The sequence below is a fragment of the Halorubrum sp. SD690R genome (assembly GCF_005435035.1).
Taxonomy (GTDB): domain Archaea; phylum Halobacteriota; class Halobacteria; order Halobacteriales; family Haloferacaceae; genus Halorubrum; species Halorubrum ezzemoulense.
Genome location: NZ_SGTV01000039.1, coordinates 1 through 23,136, shown reverse-complemented (window position 1 = coordinate 23,136; position 23,136 = coordinate 1). Strand labels below are relative to the sequence as shown.

Genomic DNA, 23,136 nt, shown 5'->3' with positions numbered 1-23,136 from the left:
ACTGCGTCAGGAATTCTTCAGCGCCCGCGAGTGCCACAAGGGCCTTTCGCGGCGTTGACGACGCATCTCGGAGTACCTGCTCTGGGGACAGTGCTGCGATGATGCGTCGGAGTTCTACAGAGCGGATGTGTCGCGTCTCGGCTTCCGGCTCCAGGGCACGGGCGACGCCGTTCGCGATAGCGAGCGGTGACCGACACAGTCCGTGAAGCACCGATACCGCCTCTGGAGTTGTGAGCAGGTTCTTCGCCTCGAGAGCTTCGTCAAGCAGATCCCGGTACTGGGCCCGACTCGTCGACGTCTGGACGGGGACGCGGACACCGATCTCGGGGGCGTCATCCCGGATGTCCTTCGGCGAGACGTTGGATCGAAGCTTCTCAGCGAACACTTCCTGGCGGTCGCCGTAATCAGCAAACAGACACCACGAGCCGATGAGCTCACCGAACGGCTCTGCGGCGTTGACATCGACATCCAGTGACCAACGGAGGACCTCGTCACGGTCCTCGAACAGTTGCCGAAACACCGACGCCATCCCGTATTTCGACCCAATCGCCGAGTTGATTCCAACGAACTTCGCGATAGCTGAGAGCTTCTCGTCGGCAAAATCGTTCTTGAACCGGGGTATCCGACCGATTCGGAGGATGTCGACGCCGGCGAAGTCCAGTAATCGGGTCATCACGCCGATCACGCCGAGTGACTCAGTGAGAATCTTCGTCCGAAACGCCGTCCGAGAGTTGTAGTCACGGTACTCGCCGCGAGTCATGTCCCGCGTCATCTCGCAAATCTCCTCGAGAACAACTTGTATTCGGTCGCCAAACTCATCGACATCGTCGACAAGTTCGTCTTCGTCAGCAATCCATCCGAGGCACGCACTATTCTGGAGGATATCGGGTGCCTCTTGGAGCAGCCGGCGGAACTCACCATTCTCGTCGAGTCGCTCGTCAGTGAGCAGATTGTCCCAGACAAACCCGTCACCCAACGAACGAGCAGTACAGACTGCCCACTGCATCGGATTGTCGACCTCGGCGGCCACAGCGAGTCGATTATTGTCCCAGTCCATGTAGCGCCGAGGAGCCGCTCGATCGTCCCACTGAGAGACCGCCGCATCGACAGTTGCGACGCCATTCTCGGGGGTCGCCGCGGCGGCGGCCTGATACGTAGAGCGAGTGAGCGGTTGGATGGTGTGGAGTGCTGGGAGGCGGTCGCGGCTCCAGCCGGTCCCCCCCTCACGTGTGTGCGCGGGTCTAGACTCCAAATTGTCGTCAGATTTTCCGGTCCGACTCACAAAATTCTGAAGGGGTTTCTGCTGCGTTCCAGATCGGCCGATTTCGTCGAGGAAACGCACGCCAGCCGGGCGAATTGCGACTTTGCTCCCGTCGCTGGTCGCGATACGATCCGTCACGAGTTCGTGTTCGCGAAGCTGGCGCAGGTGGTACGCGACGTTGTTCCGGGACTGGTCGGGGTCATCGTACGGAGCAGCCTCATACAGCGCCTCGTAGCCGGCTGTCTGGCCGGCTTCCGCGCCAATACGGGCGAGGGTTGCGACAACCTCACCGTCCGTCTCAAGCGCCTCACACGCAGCCGCAACGTGGTCGTCGACAGTTCCGTGAGCGCGCTGGCCTGTATCGCATTGTGAACTCACATCGAACGCTGCCACCTCCGGGACGTTCCCATCCAGCTCGTCGACGTCGATTTCCGGATCATAACTCCAAGCGAAGCGCCGCATCCAGATGGACGACTCAAACACAATCCGGACGTCCACACCGTGGCCAAGCCAACTGAGCAGTTGGACCATCTGCCGGCGTTGGTCGGCGTGGCCGATCTCCCGGAATGACTCATCGATCCGCACGGTGAGCGTCGGCGTATGGGCTGCGGCTGCGAGCAACGGCTTCACAACCCGGCGAACATCCGCAAGCTCACCAGGGAACCCGATGCCAAGCGGGCCGAACTCCGAGCTCCCAAAGCTCTCGAGCAGTTCGAGCGCCTGTTGATGCTGCTCGGACTCGACGTCTTTACACAGGCTCAGCAGCGTTGACGCAACGATTGACCCGTTCAGGCTCTCTGCGTCTGGAAGCGCCTCTCGGTCGACTGTCCCCAGCTGATCGTCGATAGTCGATTCAAGCGTCTGCCAGGCGGCCCCATCAGCGACACCGCCGACGAGTTCGCGCACGGCGAGCGCAATATCGGCTTCGAGGACAGAAACAAGACGCCGCCAGAGTTCACCCGGTCGGCTCTCTTTGTCGAGGCGGACTGTCCCAGACGACACCGCCGGGTACTGCTGGACCACCCAGAGACCCGCGTCCTCATCACAGCGGAGATCTCCAAGCTGACGAGAACTGTGCTCGGTTTTGTCGGGTGTCTCTTGCTCTCCCGTGTCGAGGTGCTGATCGTCTGAGAAGGCCCCTGTAAGCACTTGTACGCCGAGTGGTTGGCCGACGAGGTCGCGGTCCCACTCGTCTTCAAGATCGGCGTAGCGGCCAACCTCGTCGAACTCAGCGCTAGCGTTACGAGTATTCGCGAGAAGCGCCGCCCGTTGCTCAACAGCATTCTCCCACGTGTCGGCTCTCGCTCGACGTCGCAACTGGCCATCTGAATACTGACTCCCACACCGGGGGCACTCACGAGCGGTAGCAGCGCCGCTACTGACGGCATCCTCGATGACCCAGTGCTGGCTACAGTTGGAACAGCCAACGACAGCGAAGCGACTCACGCCGCTGGCACACCTCCATGAGCCGGGTGGTCCTGCATAGTGCGCTCTCCGCGCACGTGCTCGACGCTACGGCCGAAATCGGGTAATCGGCCGTCTCAGAGACAGCAGAGAGGGTTATCGGCGAAAGCCGGAGATGACTCTCACCACCGCAACCATTAAGACCACTTCGGAAGAAATGAAGGATACGAGAGTTCCTTCGGACAGGTGCCATCCTGTCCCTTCCCAAGCGGCCCCTGCTGCCACCAGGGGAACTTCACCCCATTATTGACATCGCCTAGCCGTGCATACTGCGATGGTGCGCCGGCCTCCGTATTAATACTCACGCCGAGCGTCAGACATACATACAATTACTGTTATTTTGTCCCGGTGTCCGTATTCAGGCGGTTTACACACCGCTAAAGCGGCTAACTGGCAATTATACTGGGTTCAATGTGGGAGCCCTCCTCCGAATTCATCCAATCAGCATCCACGCACACGGATACAACTGTGAGTTCTGTAAGCAGCCTCAAGCATTTAGCGTCCAACGGTCTCAGTACGAATATGTCGTTTCGGGTCAGCTGGCACAATCTCCTTGAGCGGTTAGATGAGCTCCCAGAGGGAGCGACACTCCGGACACCGCTCTCGAACGACCGGTTTCAGATAACTGGCGTCCAGGAACACCGTGTCATCATCAGATTCTCGGATAGCGGTGAGTCACGACCGCTTCAAAAAGACCAGTTCGAGACACTATATCGGCGTGTCACCAACTCTACCGATGGGTTCGACCTCGATCGACTCCCACCCGATGCGGATCCATACCCGACAGTATTGAGTCTCCATCCACGATTCGAGGTGAACGACGACCGAGGTGTGATCATCGAGACCGAAGCGCCAACCACCTCACTGTTACTGGACGAGGGGCCGTCTTCTGACCCTACTCCAGACGAACGGACGGAGCCCGATCTCGATGTCTACGCGGACGCGCTCTTGCTCGTCGACGCGCTGGAACGCCACGAGGTTACAGCGCTCGACGGGGTGGAGACAGGGACACTCATCGACCTGTATACATTGCTCTCGGATGTTCAACGGAACGCCAACGACCTCCGCAAGGAGATCGCCGACACGCTCTTAGACCGACTCCATCACGACCGACCGGTCTCTGGATCGTACGGCTCGGTCCAGCGGACTGCTCGGACGAACCGCTCGCTCAAAGATGACGAGGAGGTGCTGGACACGCTCGAATCAGCTGGGATCGACCGCGACCGGGTGGTGAGCGTTGATCGCGGGAAGGTTGACGACGCCCTCGAGGTGACTGATGTCGCTGAAAGCGACGTCTACGAGACTGAAGAAACCGAGTACGTTCGGAAAGCCGAGGTGGACGAAGACCGCAAGGAGACGCGGCTCCAAGGGCTGAAAGACCAACTTGCGGCGAGCGATGCTGACGATGCTAACCAGCTTCGTGACGAAGTTGAAGAGCTCGAATCGCGGATCGAGGAACTGACCGAATTCAAATCTGGACAGTCGTACCACACGCACTCGAAAGCTGACCGGTGAGTCCGTCTGGCAACTTGACGGGGAAAGACACGCTACGGTCGACGTCGCCCCTAACGTGGGTGTTTCTCAACGGTCAACGCGAGTCCCTCGGTGCTCTCCAGCACAGATAGTTTATCCGTCTGATGTGAGAACCGATGGTATGGGTGACGCGGATTCTCCAACCGTCTCGGTATCTCTCTCTGGTCGCACGGATATCCCAGCAGTTCTGAATCGGGCTGGCATCGATCACGTGAGTGTCCATGATCACCGACTCCTTGCTATCTATCACACGGCAATTCTCAATGTGACAACTGACCCGCATCAGATCTCGGATGCACAAACACTCGAGATCGAATGCTGGGAAGATCCAATTCCATCTCGTGCTGATGGGAAGTCGTCACAAGGTATTCTTCAGGATTTCACCGACGTGTTCGACTCTGCTAGGGACTATTGAGAGATTCACCCCGGTGGTTCGACCGGATTAGCGCGATAATCGCGACCAGCGAGCCGTTTCCTTCTCTCGAGGAGTTCTACTAGAATGTTTAAAATCTGTGATGGGTCTCACACGGCGTGCTGAATATAGAGCTTCTATACAACAGTCGGCTATCAGTGGTTTCACATCTGGAGGATGAATCAGCCGGTCAGTAGACTTGCTCATGGGGTGCTACAGTGAGGAGCAGAAGAAGCGTCTCGCGGTCGAATTGATGCTGGATAAAGCCCGGCACAGGCGACTCCTCTCGCTCACTCCTGACCACGCTCCATCTCTGTCTCTGTCTCAGTTTCCGCATCGCTCTCGCTCTCCTCATCAGGATTCACCGAACCACTCTCACTGCCTCGTCCCGCCCACTCAACCACCTCCTCCTCATCACTAGGTAACTCAGCGTCATCCGGCACCGACACAAACGTATCTAAAAGCCGAACTGACTCTGTAACGTCCTCTGGCGACTCCCCAATTTCCTCAACGAGCTCCCCGAACTCTATCTTTGACGCTTCCTGTACCGTCTCTAACACATTCCGATGGCGCTTGGCTCGTTCTCTCTGTTCTTTGCGCTTCTGCCGTTCCCGCTCTTTCCGCTCGTCCGTCTTCCCTATCTCCTCTAGATGCGTATTCGCCGCCCCCAACTCGTCCTCGATACCCTCGACAGCAGACACAATTTTGTCCTCATTGCTATCGCGAATAATCTGACTCATATTCTCCACGACATCGAAGTACTCGATCTCCTCGTGTTCCTCGTACTCCGTCCCGAACGGGCTCTCAAACTCAGTATCGACGTGTAAGATACCCTCGGAATCGCGCTCTTCTAGTTTCGACTCAATCCCGTGTATATTGGTGGTGAAGGGCTTGTCGTCATCAAGCGGGAACCCAAGTTCGTACGATTCCTCGGGCTGGAGTATCGACGTGCGGAACTCCTGAGGATCGTCGTCGGTGTCGGCAAAATCGAGCGTGGCGTGTAAGTCGTGTGCCGCAGCATTTCCCGTGTTCGTGACTTGAACCACGAGACTGGTCGGAAACGTGTTAGTGATACTGCCGCGTACTACCGGCTGGTTCGACATCTCCCGCGTGTCTGCCATTTCGTCAGTTTGTCGCTTGGTAAAGTACGTGTACGCGACTGTGACCACCACGAGCGCGGCTGAAAGGGCTATTTGCGCAGTCGAACCGGGATTTGTGAGGATGTACGACCAGACTTCGCCAAACTGCAGCACGACGGAACGAACCATTTCTGTCGGAGTTCAGTTGGGCGTATATTCTTCTTTGTGGTGACCGGTACGCGCCTTGTATTCAGCACGCACCTCTTGTCATCTCTAAAGGATTTCAATAAAGCCGCCCACAGCTAATCGCCTGCCGAGATCGGGCGGGTATAGTAGCCACTCAACATTGTCGCAACACCTTATGTAACTCTTGCTTCCTACTGTTATCAATCTGTTACATAAGAAACTGATATCGGACATCGCGTGACCAAATCAAAAAAAACGTCCGTTGCGGGGTCCGTCGTGCTACCGAGTGGCTGGGATTAGCGCAATAATCACGACTAGACAATTCGTGACCCCAGGTTCTTGAACTAAATCAGGCCTACTGAGTGGGTGGTACACAATTCGCCATAACATCGCCCTCTGGAAATCAACGAAGTATCGAACCTCTGTAATCAGTAGACATTGTGCTACCGTACCGAATCTGAACCAAGATACGACCAGCTGGGATCTATTATATACCACCTCCGTATGAGTAAGACGGATAGGCCGCTCTCCATTGCGTTTTATTAATGTTGTCTGTGATCCACCAATAGAATATGTTTGAAGATTCTCAACCACTCATGCTTAGAGGAAAATAATGAGCGAGACGCAGATCACTGCTGATGATATTACACATTGGGAGACGATAGATGACATAGCAACATCTCTAAAGAAACGTGGTCTAAAGCCTCGTCCCAGTCTTGACCGTAAAAACGGGTTTGAGGACGAGTTACTCATTGAGACTGAGGAAGACAAATATATTGCTCTTATTGAGGCCTCCCCCGGTGATGAACCAAGTGACTACAATAGATTCCAATCCTCGGCAGTCCCGACCACCTTCGTCTCAACGCGGGACTTTCAGACATTCAGCATTATCCGCCGAAAGCGTATCATTGGTGGAGATAAACATGGTCGGCTTGACCGGCAAAAGTTCTCATTCAATAAGGAGCAAATCACCAGCGGCGATCGCTATAGCGCCCTCGACAAGCTGAATGACATCGAGTATGGCGACGATAGCTCTCTGAACAGTTTGTTCGATACCCGGCAGGTGGTCGATGAGTTCTACGAGGAGTTCGAGAGTATCCGTACTGATCTCGTCGCTAAAGTCAAAGGTATTGATGACGACCGTGGCGACGCCAAGCAGCGGTATGTACAGGTGACGCTCAACCGGCTCATATTTCTACATTTCATCCAAGAAAAGGGTCTACTTGGCGCAGGCGAGGGTGATTACCTGCTCGCCAAGCATGACGAGTTTGCCGCGGATGGTGACGTACAGACCAACTTCTACGAGCCGCTCTTCTTCAAAGCGCTCGCCGAGGAAGGCTTCCAGAGCCGCAAGTTCGACCGCGTGCCCTATCTCAACGGCGGCCTGTTCAGCGAGACTGCCGTCGAACAGGAGTTTGAAGACGCCCGACTAGGCGCTGACGCTGCTGAAAGTGACGATCTCTACCGAGAGATTCTGGAGTTTCTGGACAGTTGGAACTGGAACGTCGACGAGCGGCTGGACGTAGTGGAGCCGAAGAACCTCTCGCCCTCTGTCCTCGGCCACATATTTGAGCAGTCAGTTAACCAGAAAGAAAAAGGCGCGTATTACACGCCTGAAGAGATCACCTCGTTTATGGCGCGGAAGTCAATTCACCCGCGCATTCTCGATGCCGTCAACGAGGCGACTGGAGCTGACTACGATGAGATCGACGCTATATTTGGTCTCGATGAGACGCCCGCACAGGGCGAGAGCGGGAGCGCCGCCGTCGACGGCGGGGCAATCACACAGCAGGCGGCCGTTGACGCTGCGAGTACCGACCACGTGGAGACGCTGTATTTCGACGTACTCAAAGAATTACACGTCCTTGACCCGGCAGTCGGGAGCGGGGCATTCCTGCTCGCCGCTGAGGACGTGTTGCTGGATATTTACCTCCACGCTATCGAGTACTTCGAACAACTGTACGAAGAGCAGCCCTTTATGATGAGTGATCGGGTCAAGGACGAATTGGATGCCGTCAACGACGCTGGGAGCAAGACGCTGTACACTAAGCGGGAGATCATTCTGAACAATCTGTACGGGGTCGATATCGATGACGGGGCCGTCGAGATATGTAAACTGCGCCTCTGGCTGTCGATGGTCGCTGATATTGGGGACGATCCATCGGCAGTTGATCCGCTGCCGAACATCGATTTCAATATCCGGCAGGGTAACTCGCTCATCGGCTTTACCGACTTGCTGGAGGTAGACACTGACGGCAATCAAAAGCTGGCAAACTACGGGGAAGGTATTGGTGAGGCTGTCAGAGAAAAGTACGAGGACGTGATCGAGGCAACAGAAAACCACCGTCAAGCACGCACCAAGGAACAGACAGAACGGTGGCGGCGTGAGGCTGAACAGCGGCGAGAACAAAACGCAGCAGATCTCGACAAAAAGATACTAGAACAGTTTCATGATGCCGGGATCGAAGATATGGATCACGAGCGGCTCGGAGAATACTCGCCGTTCCACTGGATAATTGAGTTTCCGACCGTGTATCGGGATGGCGGTTTTGACGTCATCATCGGTAACCCACCATGGGATGTTCTCACTGTCGATCGGGAACACTTCTTCCCGCGATATGACCCCCAATTCCGCACTCGCTCCCCCCGAGAGAAGGATGCGAGGCAAGACGAGCTACTCGAAGATCCAGAGGTAGAAGCTGAGTGGGAGCGCTTCAAAGAAAAGATGCAGATTAGGTCGGATTTCTACACTTCGACAAAACAGTACCCGATGCAGGAGCCATCTGTGGGCGGGAACGCTGTCTCGACTGAGCAAGATCTGTCACTTCTGTTCTTTGAGCGAGTCACGCAACTGGCGTCAGATGATTCCTATGTCACACAAATCATGCCCGGGAACTTCTTCCTCGGGGCGACTGCGAAAGATCTCAGAGAGTATCTCTTGGAGGAGACACAGATGGAGCATTTTGTGCAGTTCCAGAACAGAGGCATCTTCAGCGATATCGATGACCGCTACCGTCTCGCAATCTGCACATTCAAAAACAGCGGAAGCACGGATGTAGTGACTGGCGGCTTCCGAGTTGGCGATCTGTCGATACTCACCGACTTCGACACAGAGGCCATTGAGGTGCCTGCAGATGTGCTCAGGAGGTATTCACCAGAGTCGCGTGTCTTCCCATTCCTTCGCTCACAGGAACAGATCAGCGCACTCAGCGAGATCGTCCAGCACCCGTCAATTGGCGAGGAGGTAGGCGGAGTCTGGAAAGCCAAAGTGTATATGAAGGAACTAGACCGGGCGAATGATTCTGACCGGCTATTCGAAGATTCGAACATGGGCGAGTATCCCATCTATGAAGGTAAGAACATCCACCAGTTCGTCCACAATGGGGACTATCGAGGTACCGATCCCATCTCATTTTGGGGTGTTGGCGAAGACGAGCCAGACAAGAGCGCAAAACACAGAGTCCGGATGAAGAATTTCCGGTCCCGTGATCCGGACATTGGGCTGAAGAAGGCAATTTATACAGAGTTTGGCGGGAGTGGGTCTCAGAAGGCGTTCGTAAACGATCTTCTGACAGAACACGGCCGGCCAGAGTTGTCGAAGGAGGATGTACTTCTTGACTGTACTGAGTATCGCATCGGCATCCGCAACGTCTCAAACGCAGCAAATGAACGTACACTAATCGCCTCGGTACTTCCGAAAGATGTTATCAGCGTTCACACGATTATGACGGTTCGGCCATACGTTGCGCGGCCCACAGAAGAGAATCTCTCTGAGTACCCGATGCATAGTGCATACGAGCGCACCTTCACGGATCGGGAACTGTTCGTCTTCTTGGGAATGCTCAATAGTACCGTCTTTGATTACCTAATCAGAAGCAAAGTCGATAACCATATCGTTCAGTACAAGTTGGAGGAATCGCAGATGCCGCGCCTGACTGCCGATGATGAGTGGTTTGAGTATATCTGGCGGCGGGCAGCCAAGCTCAATTGCTATGGTCGCCCATTCGAAGAGATGCGGTCGCGACTCGGAGGGATAGAACCGATTAATGACCCTGAGCAGCGGAAAGAAACACAAGCAGAACTTGACGCAGCTGTCTTTCATGCGTATGGCATCGATGAACAGGAGGTGGCGTTCATTCTTGATGACTTCCACCAAGTGGAAAATCCCGATGTGATGGACGATGCTTACTTTGAGATGGTGTTAGAAAATTACCGCAAATTAACTGATGACCAGCCAGCAGAGAGCTGATGCAGCTGCGTTCCCGGGGTCTTCGAGCGTTGTCTGGTAGTCTGGATTATCTTCGATGGTCTCATCAAGATACGCCGAAATCGTGTCGCAGACGCGCTCAGGTGACCATTCAATATAGTTACTACCGAACCGGTCGGTGAGGTCACGATACTCCGTGCTATGTCGGGTGAGGTCAACCGCTCTGAGACGTTCGCTGAGATGACTTGCACGCTCGACGAGTGTGTCTGTATCGTCTACGCCCGATAGGTCATACTCCTCATCGATCCGGTCCAATGTCTCACACAACGTCTCTTGCGCTGCTGGCATATTTTCTCGCCCGCCCGTGACACCACCCTGACGGACCGAATGTCTCATCTCGTCGATGACCGTCTCAAGATAATCCTCAATACGCTCCGTCGGCGCTCGGAGATCTTCCGGGAGAGCGTCACTCTCAACAGTATCCGGCGGTGCTATCCGCCGCAGGTCATCGACTTTCGACACATTGCCCCGTTCACCGAAGAGAGTGTGGACCACTTGTCTGTCCTCCCGCCCGAACTGCGGCCCTTCCTTGTCCTCGTACCATTGGTGAAGAAGTGCAACCACACCACGGTCTTGAGTCACGTCACTTCCGTCCACAACGGTGTGTAGCTGCTCACGCTCCTCGGGTGGGGTCGTGAGGTACTGCTCAGCGAACTCGAAGTCTGATGATGATAAGCCAAGCTCCTCACTGTTGGTGAGATAGTCCCGCAGGAGGATGCGGTTGAACGCTTCCTCTTCGGTTGCCCCACTCGTCTGGATGAGCGGGATTTGACTCTGGGTGTCGTAGTCACTAGTGGTGTCAGCTTGCCGAATCTGTTCGACCCCTTCTCGCACTTCGTCAAGCTGTGCCTCACCGATGGTTTTCTCCGGATCGGCTCCTACCTGTTTGAGTACCTTGTCTTCAGAGGGATCTAGGATGTTGTTTTCCTTACCAACCAGCAAGGCGATGTCGTCTATCTTTGCTTGCAACCGCTCCAGCAGCGTGATCGCCGCTTCAATATCACCATCGGGAAAGAAATTGTGAACGTCTTTCTCTTCATCGGACCCGATCCGATCAACCCGCCCCACCCGCTGGACAATTCGTGTTGGGTTCCACGGCAGGTCGTAGTTGATGACGACGTTCACATCCTGTGCGTTAACGCCCTCGCTGAGCGTGTCCGTCGCCACCACGAAGTTGATCTCAGAGTCTCGTTCTTCATCGATCGCCTCGATATAGTTGTTCGCTTCTGGAGCGAGTCGCTTGACGGTCTTGCGCTTGTTGCTGCTGTTTCCCGTGACGACAGCACTGTTTCTGTCCGTGAGCGGGGCAGCACTATCTGGGTCGGTAAGGGCATCGTGAAGATACTCAGCAGTCGTCTGGAACTCGGTGAAGATGAGCACCTTCTCGTCACCTGCATAGCCGTTGAGTAGGTCTGCGATTCGGGTCAGTTTGGGATCGCGGAACGATTCTGCCCAGAACACTGCCTCGTAGAAGCGCTCGCTCGCCTCACCGATCCCCTCTAGATCTGCCTGCGGGTAGATACGGCCAACCATCGCACCTACGTCACGCTCTTCTGCTGGTGGAATTCGTTGCGCGCCTCGGTCAGACAGCCACCCGCGCAGGTGTGCCCACCCGTCCGATACTTCGCTCCGTGCGTTTTCGTCAGCGATGATGTCACGGATGAACAGCGCAAGGAAGTTGGCTAAGAGTGCGAGGTCCTCTCGGATATACATCTTCACCTCGCCAACAGTTACGTCAGCCAGATCAGCAGCCCACTTGGGCATATCGTCATCATCACCCACGGCCCCACCATCAGTAAGTGTAGCCGCGTCTGAGGCTGCTGCTTCAGCGTCGATACCGAACTCTTCGAGGGTCCGGTGGACCATCTCGGTTGCCGCCTCGCTATCTTCGATCAGTTCGTCGGCGTAGGCCGCGATAGAAATCGAGTCGTCGGCGCCTTGGATAGCGTTGAACAACGACCGCTCGCTGTCGTAGATGGTTTCTACTGAATCCACAAAGGCCGCTGTCGAAGACTCTAGCCGCTTGAACAGACTGAGTTTGTACAGCCCCTTCAGAGCGCCCCCAGACTGCTCGTTGGCGATAGTAATATGTGGGAGGTGGAGCGCGTTGATCACGTCTGGCAGGCGGTCATACACCGGCTGGTACGACTGTGGCAGGTCGTACTCCTCGGGATGGACCGTCGGCGGCGTGAAGTCGAAATCAAATGCCTCTGCTTCAGACTCGCTGATCTGGTCTTCGATGTCATTCCGATTCCGCTGGACGAGCACCTCCTCTAGTAGGTCGTTTATATCTCCCTCGGATAGATCGCGTAGTTGGCGGGTAAGTTGCTGGACTTCGGGTGTATTGTTGGCGTCAGCGGAGAGCAACTCCTTACGCTGCTCGGCCTTTTCCTGATAGTCGTCCAGTACGGACAGCTGGACGCCACCCTTGTTGATTAGCTCCTCTGCGCTGGTGAACAGATTGATCAGGTTCTTGAGGTCTTCCGCACTGTTATTGACCGGCGTGGCCGACAGGATGATCATATCGTTCTCGTGGAAGAGCCTGAGGTTCGCGTGCCGCCGTGGGTCAACGTAATCTTCGTCGGGGTCTTCTGGCGGATGACTCTTCCACTTCCCGTGGTTCCGGAATCGATGTCCTTCGTCCACTAACACCACATCGAAGTCCTCGGACAGTTGATTGGCCTCGTGGTAGGTGAGGTTCTGGAACTTCGAGATTGACATGATCTTGATATGGGTGCCATCTACAGTGAGGCCGAACAGTGGTTCGCCGTCTGGCCCCACCTCCTCTTCCAGTAGCGAGGCCCACTGGTCTTGGATGTTCGCCGGGACGATCAGCAGACAGCGCTTCCCCTTCTGTCGGTAGTCGCGGAGCAACTCTGACCCAATGTACGATTTCCCCAGCCCCACTGAGTCCGACAGGATACACCCGCCGTATTTGTTCAGCCGCTTACGAGCTAGCTCGTAGCCAGTAAGTTGGAATTCGAAGAGTGGTGTCTCTCGCAATTCCACTCGGCCGTCAAGTTCGTCGTAGGCGAGGATTTTGAACATCTCAAACGGCGGGATCTCGGAGCCAAGATCAACGTCAGGTTGGTCGTCTTCCTCCTTCTTTTTCCACTCAGCGTAGATGTCGTTACCCTCAATAATCTTTAGTACGTCCTCAGTCGCCTCGGTGCCCATTGACCACTGCGAGTCAAACCATGACTCGTACATCTCGGCCACCTGCTGGTCATCAGTGACAAGATTCAATTCGACATTATTGACGTGCCCGCTCTGTGTAAAGTTCGAGGTGCCGATGACAGCCGTTGCTGGACGAGGGTCTTCGCTTGGATCAGAAGTATTGTCATCTCTGTCACCCTCGCGGAAACTCCCACCCTTTGCATGGAAGTATCCGTCATCCGGATCACGTACTCTTAGCGCCACGCGGCCAGTGGCGATATGATTTCGGAGTCGGTCTATGTCCCTAATTTGTGTCTCATTCCCCTCCATCTCGCTTATCTCGGCGTCAAATCGTTCAAGCAACCGCTCTCGGAGAGACTGCCCAGACTCAATCTCGTCAGCGGTTTCACGGTTCGTCTCCCGACCCATAAGAATCTGAACAGGGGCTGCCTTGTCATCACCTGTCTGTTGGAAGGTCGCTAGTTCCTCTGTAAGTGGGGCAAAGCCAGAGAGTCTAAAATACCCTGTCGCAATCCGTGCTGTGCCACTCTGCTGTAGTTGCTCACCGAATACCGATCGAAGATCCTCCTCAGAGTTATCGATGAAGTTAGGGAACCGGGAAGGATCTGCCATTGTCATAGAGTCATTCGTATAATAAAAGAACCTGTTGGCGTATGTCAGAGGATTTCCTCGTAGTTGAACTAATACAATAACGTCGTAACAGCCCGAAAACATAGATCAGGACTAAACCACGAGAAGAAGTGCTAACAGACAACCACGAAGCGCTCTATCAATTTGTAGAGAGTACTGTTTTGCTGAGTTCAGTAGGAGCCTCTCTTATTCGGCGTCCGATCGGTTGAGTGCTGTGTATAGTTCGCCGTTGAACAGATAGCCGTCGCCGTCATCAACCCTCTCAACTTCGACGCTTGGGTCCTTAACGGACGCAAATGCGATTTGGGCGAACGATAGCTTGTCGCCCGCACAGTTTTCATATACCGACGTCATGTCTACTTCGGAGTCTGCGCCCATATTATCCACCTCACTTGATCTATCGGTGGCTACATTAAAAACTCAGCTCAGTGTGTGGTCGGGAAGAGCGAGAGTAGAACGAACGAATACAGGGCCTGTCACTACCTCTCAGACCCTGTAGTGCCTAATCGTTGATTCGCACGCTTCAACGACAGCAATTTCAAGCAAGAACCTATCTGAAGAAGAGGATTTCAACAGAGCTCCTTATGCACTTTTTGCCGACAATATGCGTCATGTGTTACATAATGTTTTCATGGCTTCCCGAGGTACTCCGAGGTCAACTTGCCACCCTCGCGGTAGTACCGGTACAGATACGGGCCGTACATATCGCTGAGATTCTCACTGGCGCAGTTGTAGGTCTCGTCCCCGCACTTCACCTTCTCTTTCACGATAGTACCCATCTCGTCATCGTCGCGGTCGACAGGCTCGACGGCGTCCGGTAGTTCGTCGGCGTCGACTGGTTCCTCCCGGTACTCGATCAGGGCGTCAACATACTCGCGGACATCGTGGAGGGTCTCCACGTTCTGCTTCGGGATGCCCTCTGCGAGATATCTCGGGAGTGACGCCGGTGGTTCTGGCTGGCTCATTGCCTTATACATTACTGAGCGGCTCTAGAGATATTAGTGTCACATAAGGTATAGAGACAGCTCTGACACTGTATTAGTAGATGCTACTAGCTACTATCTCTCTTCTTTCCACGGCTGGAATCGTCGATTCGGATCTAACAAGTAGTAATAAACGATCAGTCGAAGAACTAGTACAGAACATGGTTGAGCTCACACTTGAGCGGATCGTGAGTCTAGCCGGAGAGTGGACCGATGACTCAAGAGCAAGTCAACAGTTCCGAGAAATAATCGAAGACGAACAGACGACGACCGAGGAGATTGAGTTGTATCTACAAGAAGCGATTGAGGGGACCGAATCATATCATAATAGAGCTCTCCAAGATCTCGTAAACAATATTGGACGACGGCTTGGTTTCGAGGTTGAGTACGGTATTTACCAAGGGGTGAGCGACACGATTGGATATGACGGCCACTGGGTCTCAACAGCCACCAAGGAAGACACGCATCTAGTCGTTGAGACAAAGAAATCGACTGCCTTCTCTATTGGACCTGAGCAGGCTGGTGAATACATGGGTGAATTAGTGGATCAAGAAGGGTTAGACCGCGAGCAGATATATGGACTCTATGTAGTGGGTGACGGTGACGTTGAAACAGTTTCCCAGACCATTCTCGGCTCAAAGTACAGGGATCGTATGCGCGCTATTACTGCGCAGCGTCTGTTGGATCTGCTTGGGATACAAACTGAATCCGGGCTCCGTCATGATCAAGTCGTGGACATCCTTCTCCCGATCAACGCAGTAGATGTTGGTCAGCTCGTTGGACTCATCCAAGATGTGATCGAGTTCCGCGATCACGAGGACCTGGTAGACGATAAGGTGACGACCACTCAGTCAGACACTCTCGATAGCAGCGTCAGCTGGGATGGCCCACAAACCGGGGCAAATGCAGTACAAGGAACGCTATCGCGTCAAGAGCTCACAGGTCCAGATGATGCGACTGTTGCAGTATTTCCCTCCCAAACATCGGGTGTACAATTCCTCAAAGAAAACAACGCATGGGGGTTTGTAGGGATCAATCAGAACCCAGAATATGTCGCGATGTACGTTTCTGATGACATTCAAGAGGTTCGGTACGTGGCTCGAGTTAACGAGATAGTGCCAGCAAATGAGGCCACCCTCGCAAGAACGCTTGAGTCATATGCTGGGGAGCAGGCAGAGTTCGACGCGAATCAGAAGGTTGTCGTATTCGAACCGGGGACGCTCTACGAACTCACAGATCCGATCCCGTTTGAGAGCCGGGTTCCGTATTCACTCCGCTATACAGAGTTGGGGCGCCTCAGACAAGCAGAGACTACCGATGACATCCTGTAATTGAGAAGGAAGTGGTATTCGCGTTATCGTGTCAACCCCCTCTCGTATAAATTATCTCGCCGAACACGAGAACATGGCTAAAGATGGCTCCACCTATGCCGAGATATATCGCTGAGTGCCAAAAATCCACCAAGCCATTCGGCGGCAGTTCAACGACGCCCGCAAGTATTGAGAGGGCAAACAGGGCAATCAGCAAAGCTAACTCAACAGTTGTCAGTAGCATGTTTTGACTGGGGAACAAAATTATACATCATCCAATATATACAAAGTTCATGGAGTGCGACCACTGCGGTCGCGATCTCGCCAGCCTCCCGTACACGTGTAAGCGATGCGACCGTAACTTTTGTACAGAGCATCGGCTCCCTGAAGCGCATGACTGTCACCAACTCAAGCTTGAACAGGCAGAACGGGCGCTAAAACGCGAGGCGGACGAAGACGGCGGACCTTGGTTTAAAGACGAGTTTCAGTTATCCAACGTCGAGGAGTCAGACATAGAGGAGCGCACCACGACACACCCTGCTGACGAACCCGCGGAGCTGACAGCCGAATGTGAAACGTGTGGGACGCAACTCCGTGAGCATGAGGCTGCGGGGTGCCCGTACTGCGAGAAGGTGTTCTGCGGTGAGCACCTTGGCGACCACCGAGCGGACTGCTTCGATCCGCCGACAGAGGAGAACGCAAGCGATGACTCGAATACCGTGTCTGGGACAGGCAACTCGCCTGATGTCGCACCGGATGGATCGGTGGTTCGTAACACTTCAGCACCAACTCAGGGGTCAGAAGTCGAAAGTGCCAACTCAACTGGATCGAGAGGCATATTTCATCTTTTAATTGGTTCTCCAATGGCGATAGCTTCGAGAATAACCGGCACGGCGAAAGCGGTGTTTCGGTATCCAACAACGAGTCTCTGGAATCTAACGAAGATTGTCCTGTTGCTCGCCATTGTCGTAATTCTCGCTGGGCAGGTGGGGATTGGACCGGTCGACACCTCGCCAGGGGAACTTGCTTCGCCGCTAACTGACGCGGCCGCAAATACAACCAATCCCGCAGAGATAGATGAACAACAAGTCGAGAGGCTTGTACGAGAAGGTGTCAACGAGCGACGAGCAGATCGTGGATTAACCAGCCTCTCGTTGTCAGCAACTCTTCAAGAGCAGGCCCAATTACACAGCGAAGATATGGTCGGTCACGATGAGTTAGCTCACAATCTCCCCGGCTCAACCACGGAAGAACGACTTAGCATGGCACGCTGCGATGCTGGCGGGGAAAACGTTGCACAAACATGGTATCAAGACAGAGTAGATACCGAAGAGGGTGAGAGATACATTGACGATGAAGAGGAACTGGCTGAATCACTCGTGACACAGTGGATGAACTCACCACCACACCGTGAGAATCTCCTCCGAAAGGAGTGGTCCGAATCTGGTGTTGGGATCGAACTCACCGACGACGACAAAGTCTACGCCACGCAGCTGTTCTGTGCGTGATTCATCAGACACCTATCTCGCCCAACTGGGGGATTGAGCTAGTGATGATCGCGAAGGCGCTGACGAAGCAGTTGCCCGTCGGAGACGAACCGTCACTCCAGACGTTCACTGAGCAGGAAGCAGTTGGAGACGACTGAGTAAGTAACTGGCAGACTCTCCATCGACCAAATTATTAATTTGGTGGCATATCGTCTGTAAATGAACCTTCCTCCAATTCCCGCGGAGTACTTCGTTCTCGTATCCGCTGTTCTGAGCGCCTTCATCGCCTATCAGTCAAGAATCAACGGTATCGAATCTCAAAGAGAACGTGAGTCCTACCTGAAGTCGAGGCTCGAAGGGGTAACGCACATTGGTGATCGGTGGGGGATAAAAATAGACACGGTGAGATTTCACGAAAAGTCTGGGTTTTGGTATCGAAAAGTAAAATTTCTAACAGGCAGGGTATCAGGTGAGACGACCGTCGTAATTCAGTACAAGATACAGCCAATACCCGGAGATTATTGGGATTACGAGGGACCACAGGCAATTTTAGATAACTACGAAGTCCCTGTAGAACACCTGAGAACAACGTCAGACACGGATCCGACAATTGCTAATTTTAGTGTAGAAAGTCCCGAGCCACAAGTGGTTGAGGACTTCTTTGTAGAACTTCTTATGATGGATGCAGAATTGAAAAAACAGCAGGAAGAATCAGACAGTAAACGGTTCTAGGAGCACTGATTTATCCACAATGGCTATTCGTCACCGATCCGAAGGTCATCAACTGAGAATTCGGTTCTCTGGTCAGTCTGATCTGGGTATCCGTCGTGAGGACCCACATAGTCACAATCACCACACATCAAGCGCATATTCTGGTCTTCATAAACGTCGGAGCTTCCACAGTCAGGACATGTTCCCCTCATTTCATCGGGTGGTGAGCTCATCAGCCCCCACTAATGAAGAATGACAAATAAGTTCTCGCCAACATTTGCCATCAGAATGGATGAAGTTCGTTTGAGAAGTAATCAATGAGACGGCGTTTTTCAGGCCGGTCACTTCTTGTTAGGTGACAGCATTTCTTGGGATATGAGTGACTTGGACATCCCCAGTGGGCCAAAAACACCGGACGCAATCCGGAGAATAGCAGCTATTGCGATTGTATCTGTGGCTTTGATTATTTTTGGAAGCGTAATTGGAATCCCATTTCTAGATACAATAGGAGAGTTCGTACTTGAGAACCTGCTTCTGATGGGTTCGGTTGTAGGGTTCGTACTGTTCCTAATCGCAGCTAAGGACCGAATCTCAGAAATTCAATCGTAACCTCTGCTTGTACATAGCGTACAGAAACCGGGAATATCCGGACAGCGGAATTAGACCTAGAAATTGGCCTTTGGGTGGGCCTATAGAAGTCAACTATAAGTTGATTAAGCAACTATGTGTTTACATGGCTGGAAAGCAATTTGAATCGGAAGTACTGAGATTTGAGGAAGCAAACGTCTATGATGGGGATCGCAGATTCTCGAACCATGGCCAACTGAATAAGGGATTTGTACGCATTCTGGAGCAGCATAAGAGCAAATATGGTGGTGGTGGGTGTACCAGAGATACTGAACATCCGATTGGCGGTGCGGCAGAGATGTTTCTCACAGGTTATGACGGAGATTCTCCAGCTGACTCTACCGTATTTACTACCGAGATAGAGCTCGGTGAGGGTGACGCCGCCACTATACGAACTTTTGACAACGAATTCCGCGTCAAGTTCTTCGGACTCTCTATTGAACGTCCATCGAGCGATCGTGTTCGAAATAACCAGAGCGCATACGTAGCCATCGATGTCTGGGATGGTGATGACGGACTATGGAAGGAGGTTGAATTCCAACAGGGATTCAACGAACCCCTAGAGTGGACCTATCCTCAAGGTGGAACTCTGAGAATCGTCGTTGACAGTGCGCCTGGTCGCGACGCAGAACAAGATTTCAAATGGCTAATTGAGGAGGGCCTGTCTCCTGCCGAGGCTCTGGATTATTGGATGGTGGAGGTAATGAACGAAACCCAAGCCAATTGGGCGAGTCATCGAAACAAAACGCGACAGGCGATCTCGAAGAACGTTCAGTCGGCAAAGTCGAAACTGTAGATTAAACCAATCCTAGAATGGGGGTAGCTGAACAACCAGAATAGGACTAAAAGTTGACCTGTAGAAAGCTCTGTACGCTAGTACGGCGACGATGTTTCAACGGTCGGATGGAACACCGGACCCAAGTCGGGTTCCTGTTCACGCCTGCCAGAGACGTACGTGATCTTCTCGCGCTCTCTCTCGGCAGCTGCCGGACTCATTTCGCCGAGGTAGCTGTCGCGGAAGGTAGGCCAGTCTTCCCAGCCGCCCCAACTCATTACGACGGCCGGGAGAACGCCACAGTCCCAGAGTAAATGTCCTCCCCAGGTACGTCGGAGGTCGTGGACATCGAGGAAGGTCCATCCCTCGTCACCGGTCTCGGCATACCTTCGTTCGGCGGCACGCTTCACCCAACGATAGATCGAGTTTGGCTCGACATCGACGATCGGTTCATTGGGATTGTGATCGTAGGAGATCGTCCGTACCGAGCTTGCGAGTTCCTCGGGGATCGGTGTCTCGCGATACTTCCCGCGCTTCGCGTAGTCATTCCAGACACGAAGGAACCCGTCAGGAGCGTGCGTGAAGTCGTTCGCCGTGACGCTCGCGATTTCCTCGCGCCGGAGACCGGCCTGCGCGCCGAGTCGAAAGGCAATCTCCTGCTGGGGAGACTGTGCCTCATCGATTAGAGCTCCGACCTCGTCGTTCGCTTCGGTCTGGTTGAGCCAGACACGCTTCGCATCTTCGCGCTCCGGGTAATCGTCGAGGCGCATAGTAGTCTCTACTAGCTTTGCCTACAAAAAACCATGTAGGACTGGGGTGGCAAGGGGTCGAATTGGGGCCGAATCGGGGCGTATCGGTAGGCGAATACCGGATTCTAACACATCTAGAGACGGCGTGATTGAAATCCGTGGTCGCTGATAGTTCGTCGACGCCGTGCTGAATAGAGCGCGCGTATCGATCACTAACCAAGATCGAAGTTAGGTAACTCAACGACGGGGATACCCTTCGGCTAGGAGGATGTCTCGTACTCTGCACGAAGCCGGGCGCGGGCCCCGTCACGCGTCTTAAAGTACCGACGGTCGCCGTCTCCCGTTCGAACTGTCCATTCGTACGTCTCGCTGTCGGGATGATACCAGTGCTCAGCGTATCTGTCGAAAGCCGACGCAGTCCCGCTGTCCGAGTGATCTCCCCCGTCCCCATCGGAATCGTCGATGGTGGCTGATGAGTCACGGTCACCTTCGACACCCTAGTCGGGGATCGACTCAACGAGAAGATCCTCTTCGATCAGGTCCGTGTCAACTTCCATACCCGGTCCGTAGCCGCGTTCGAGGGCGGCCTCTGTAGCCGCCATCAGCATCTCCTGGATGTCCCGTACTGGCTCGTCGTCCGGTGTGACACGCTCGTAGCTCCCGTCGCTCTGCATCACCCATCGGCGGCGGTTGTCAGTGAGTGAGGCCTCCAGAATGAACCGGAGCTGGTTGCGCAGTTGCGTTTCCTCAACGGGGGTGACGGCCTCAACGCGGTAGTCGAGGTTGCGCGTCATCCAGTCTGCGGAGCCGATGTACCAGTCGAGGTCGCCGGCGTTCTCGAAGTAGAAGATACGGGCGTGCTCAAGGAATCGCCCGATAATCGAGTGCACGGTGATGTTCTCGCTGACATCCTCGAGGCCGGGCCGGAGTCGACAGATGTCGCGGACGATGAGGTCTATTTTGACGCCGGCCATCGAGGCCCGATAGAGTTCTTCGACCATCGTTGGGTCCTCAAGGCCGTTCACTTTCACGATGATTCGCGTGCGTCGACCAGCGCGGGCGTGATCGGCTTCGCGACGAACCATCTCCGTGAAGCGCTCACGCATCGTCACCGGTGCGATGAGGAGCTTCCGGAAGCGCTCATCGAGCGTCGGTCCGGTGAAGAAGTTGAAGACCTTCGTGAGGTCTTGACCGACGTCGCGATCAGCGGTCAGCAGTCCCAGATCCGAATACCCTTTGGCAGTCTCGGAGTGATAGTTGCCGGTGCCGACGTGTGAGTAGAGCTGGACTCCATCTGCCTCTTGACGGACGATGAGTGCCGTTTTCGTGTGCGTCTTCAGCCCGACGGTTCCGTAGGCAACGTGAATGCCCTCCTCTTCGAGACGACGCACCCATTCGAGGTTGTTTTTCTCGTCGAAGCGAGCCTTGAGTTCGACCATCACTGCCACCTGTTTCCCGTTGTCCGCAGCGTCGATGAGGCTCTGAATCACCTTCGAGTCGCTCGCCGTCCGATAGATCGCGGCCTTCACCGCGAGGACGTCCGGGTCATTCGCGGCCGCGTCGAGGAACCGCTGCACCGTGCCCTCGAAGGTGTGATAGGGGTGATGGGCGAGGATGTCGTCCTCGCGGATTTCGTCGAAGATCGTCGTCTCGTTTCGGGTGTCGCCAGTTTTCGGCAGTAGTCGCGGGTGTGGCTGTGGTGTCCAGGACGGGAGTTTGAGGTCCGGTCGCTCCAACTCGAGGAGAGCGAAGAAGTCCTCGTAGTCGATCGGGCCCTCTCGGTAGAAGACCTCCCGGTCGTCGACGTCGAGGTGCTCCGTCAGAATCGAGACTGACTCCTCGGACATATCGGCGTCGACTTCGAGACGGACGACTGTCGCGAACCGCCGCTGTTCAAGGACATCCTCGATGATATCGACGAGATCCTCGGCGACCTCTTCGTTGCGCCGCACCTCGGCGTTCCGCGTCACTCTGAACTTCGAGACGTCGAGGATGTCGAGACTGGGGAGAAGCATGTCGAGGTTGGCCTCGATGAGCTTCTCGATCAGAACGTACTGTTCGGAGGTGTCCGGGACGTCGACGAGACGCGGCTGATTCGACGGTATCTTGATTCGCGTGAACGTCGTGTCCTCACCCGTCTCCGTCGAGAGGACGGCGAGCGAGAGGGAGAGGTTCGAGATGAACGGGAACGGGTGGATGGGATCGAAGGCGAGCGGCGTGAGAGTGGGGAGAACGGACTCCTCGAAGTACGTCCGTAGCTGGTCGCGCTGCTCTCGGTTCAGGTCGTCGTACTCGCGGATCGCGATACCTACATCCGCGAGCTCGGGTTTGATACGGTCGTGCGTTAATTTCTACCGCCCTCAAGGGCAGAGATAGTTCCAGATGATCGGTTCCGTGATCGTCGGCAGTCCTCGTTGAATCTGCCGTTTCAGCGTCGAAAGATCTGGTATGAGGCGGTGCTTGAACCATTCATTGAGACGATCCC

General features: G+C 54.4%; 14 protein-coding genes and 2 pseudogenes. 9 read left to right on the top strand and 7 right to left on the bottom strand.

Annotated features, from left to right (window positions below; all coding sequences use genetic code 11):
- Nucleotides 1-2,707 (bottom strand): DUF5817 domain-containing protein (locus tag EXE41_RS16415; RefSeq protein ID WP_241987268.1); only part of this gene is annotated, 2,707 nt, incomplete at its 3' end.
- A gap of 540 nt (nucleotides 2,708-3,247) precedes the next feature.
- Between EXE41_RS16415 and EXE41_RS16405 the strand changes: the two genes are divergently transcribed.
- Both EXE41_RS16405 and EXE41_RS16400 read left to right on the top strand, forming a co-directional pair.
- Entirely contained in the window at nucleotides 3,248-4,240 is a 993-nt protein-coding gene (locus EXE41_RS16405) for a hypothetical protein (protein ID WP_137691540.1), read from the top strand.
- Between the two features lie 139 nt (nucleotides 4,241-4,379).
- Nucleotides 4,380-4,673: a hypothetical protein gene (locus tag EXE41_RS16400; RefSeq protein ID WP_137691539.1), complete on the top strand. Its 294-nt coding sequence runs from the start codon at nucleotides 4,380-4,382 to the stop codon at nucleotides 4,671-4,673.
- Between the two features lie 287 nt (nucleotides 4,674-4,960).
- Here the strand turns inward: EXE41_RS16400 and EXE41_RS16395 are convergent, their stop codons facing one another.
- Complete coding sequence (locus EXE41_RS16395) at nucleotides 4,961-5,938, bottom strand: hypothetical protein (RefSeq protein ID WP_137691538.1); 978 nt, start codon at nucleotides 5,936-5,938, stop codon at nucleotides 4,961-4,963.
- Between the two features lie 610 nt (nucleotides 5,939-6,548).
- On the opposite strand from EXE41_RS16395, the gene EXE41_RS16390 reads away from it, so the two are divergent.
- Entirely contained in the window at nucleotides 6,549-10,184 is a 3,636-nt protein-coding gene (locus tag EXE41_RS16390; RefSeq protein ID WP_137691537.1) for an Eco57I restriction-modification methylase domain-containing protein, read from the top strand.
- Here the strand turns inward: EXE41_RS16390 and EXE41_RS16385 are convergent.
- From EXE41_RS16385 to EXE41_RS16375, 3 genes are all read right to left on the bottom strand, one after another.
- Complete coding sequence (locus EXE41_RS16385) at nucleotides 10,155-13,991, bottom strand: helicase-related protein (protein WP_158294430.1); 3,837 nt, start codon at nucleotides 13,989-13,991, stop codon at nucleotides 10,155-10,157. The two genes, EXE41_RS16390 and EXE41_RS16385, sit on opposite strands and share 30 nt — an antisense overlap.
- Before the next feature lie 204 nt (nucleotides 13,992-14,195).
- The gene (locus EXE41_RS16380; protein WP_137691535.1) at nucleotides 14,196-14,387 is read right to left on the bottom strand and encodes a hypothetical protein; all 192 of its coding nucleotides are present in this window, start codon (nucleotides 14,385-14,387) and stop codon (nucleotides 14,196-14,198) included.
- A 251-nt stretch (nucleotides 14,388-14,638) separates the two neighbouring features.
- Nucleotides 14,639-14,974 (bottom strand): hypothetical protein, encoded by a 336-nt coding sequence (locus EXE41_RS16375; RefSeq protein ID WP_137691534.1) that lies wholly within the window; start codon nucleotides 14,972-14,974, stop codon nucleotides 14,639-14,641.
- Nucleotides 14,975-15,153: 179 nt separating this feature from the next.
- On the opposite strand from EXE41_RS16375, the gene EXE41_RS19410 reads away from it, so the two are divergent.
- From EXE41_RS19410 to EXE41_RS16350, 6 genes and pseudogenes are all read left to right on the top strand, one after another.
- Nucleotides 15,154-16,323: a hypothetical protein gene (locus EXE41_RS19410; protein WP_199240896.1), complete on the top strand. Its 1,170-nt coding sequence runs from the start codon at nucleotides 15,154-15,156 to the stop codon at nucleotides 16,321-16,323.
- A gap of 272 nt (nucleotides 16,324-16,595) precedes the next feature.
- Nucleotides 16,596-16,703 (top strand): annotated as a pseudogene (locus EXE41_RS19405) (AN1-type zinc finger domain-containing protein); the annotation flags it as partial.
- A gap of 462 nt (nucleotides 16,704-17,165) precedes the next feature.
- Nucleotides 17,166-17,810 carry a CAP domain-containing protein gene (locus EXE41_RS19735; RefSeq protein ID WP_241987269.1) on the top strand — a complete coding sequence of 215 codons (645 nt, stop codon included), beginning with the start codon at nucleotides 17,166-17,168 and terminating at the stop codon, nucleotides 17,808-17,810.
- Nucleotides 17,811-18,008: 198 nt separating this feature from the next.
- Nucleotides 18,009-18,521, top strand: a complete 513-nt coding sequence (locus EXE41_RS16360; protein WP_137691532.1) for a hypothetical protein — start codon at nucleotides 18,009-18,011, stop codon at nucleotides 18,519-18,521.
- 354 nt (nucleotides 18,522-18,875) lie between these two features.
- Entirely contained in the window at nucleotides 18,876-19,109 is a 234-nt protein-coding gene (locus tag EXE41_RS16355; protein ID WP_137691531.1) for a hypothetical protein, read from the top strand.
- Nucleotides 19,110-19,233: 124 nt separating this feature from the next.
- The gene (locus EXE41_RS16350; protein ID WP_137691530.1) at nucleotides 19,234-19,923 is read left to right on the top strand and encodes a hypothetical protein; all 690 of its coding nucleotides are present in this window, start codon (nucleotides 19,234-19,236) and stop codon (nucleotides 19,921-19,923) included.
- A gap of 77 nt (nucleotides 19,924-20,000) precedes the next feature.
- Here the strand turns inward: EXE41_RS16350 and EXE41_RS16345 are convergent, their stop codons facing one another.
- Together EXE41_RS16345 and ppk1 are read right to left on the bottom strand one after the other, a co-directional pair.
- The gene (locus EXE41_RS16345; protein ID WP_137691529.1) at nucleotides 20,001-20,672 is read right to left on the bottom strand and encodes a site-specific integrase; all 672 of its coding nucleotides are present in this window, start codon (nucleotides 20,670-20,672) and stop codon (nucleotides 20,001-20,003) included.
- Nucleotides 20,673-20,911: 239 nt separating this feature from the next.
- Nucleotides 20,912-22,984 (bottom strand): annotated as a pseudogene (gene ppk1, locus EXE41_RS16340) (polyphosphate kinase 1); the annotation flags it as partial.
- Between the last annotated feature and the right edge of the window lie 152 nt (nucleotides 22,985-23,136).

Excerpts from the sequence above, each read along its gene's own strand:
- EXE41_RS16380 (WP_137691535.1), bottom strand. The coding sequence starts at position 14,387 with ATGGGCGCAGACTCCGAAGTAGACATGACGTCGGTATATGAAAACTGT.
- EXE41_RS16385 (WP_158294430.1), bottom strand. The coding sequence starts at position 13,991 with ATGGCAGATCCTTCCCGGTTCCCTAACTTCATCGATAACTCTGAGGAG.
- EXE41_RS19410 (WP_199240896.1), top strand. The coding sequence starts at position 15,154 with ATGGTTGAGCTCACACTTGAGCGGATCGTGAGTCTAGCCGGAGAGTGG.
- EXE41_RS16390 (WP_137691537.1), top strand. The coding sequence starts at position 6,549 with ATGAGCGAGACGCAGATCACTGCTGATGATATTACACATTGGGAGACG.
- EXE41_RS16350 (WP_137691530.1), top strand. The coding sequence starts at position 19,234 with ATGGCTGGAAAGCAATTTGAATCGGAAGTACTGAGATTTGAGGAAGCA.
- EXE41_RS16395 (WP_137691538.1), bottom strand. The coding sequence starts at position 5,938 with ATGGTTCGTTCCGTCGTGCTGCAGTTTGGCGAAGTCTGGTCGTACATC.
- EXE41_RS16400 (WP_137691539.1), top strand. The coding sequence starts at position 4,380 with ATGGGTGACGCGGATTCTCCAACCGTCTCGGTATCTCTCTCTGGTCGC.
- EXE41_RS16360 (WP_137691532.1), top strand. The coding sequence starts at position 18,009 with ATGAACCTTCCTCCAATTCCCGCGGAGTACTTCGTTCTCGTATCCGCT.
- EXE41_RS16345 (WP_137691529.1), bottom strand. The coding sequence starts at position 20,672 with ATGCGCCTCGACGATTACCCGGAGCGCGAAGATGCGAAGCGTGTCTGG.
- EXE41_RS16405 (WP_137691540.1), top strand. The coding sequence starts at position 3,248 with ATGTCGTTTCGGGTCAGCTGGCACAATCTCCTTGAGCGGTTAGATGAG.
- EXE41_RS16375 (WP_137691534.1), bottom strand. The coding sequence starts at position 14,974 with ATGAGCCAGCCAGAACCACCGGCGTCACTCCCGAGATATCTCGCAGAG.
- EXE41_RS16355 (WP_137691531.1), top strand. The coding sequence starts at position 18,876 with ATGAGTGACTTGGACATCCCCAGTGGGCCAAAAACACCGGACGCAATC.
- EXE41_RS19735 (WP_241987269.1), top strand. The coding sequence starts at position 17,166 with ATGGCGATAGCTTCGAGAATAACCGGCACGGCGAAAGCGGTGTTTCGG.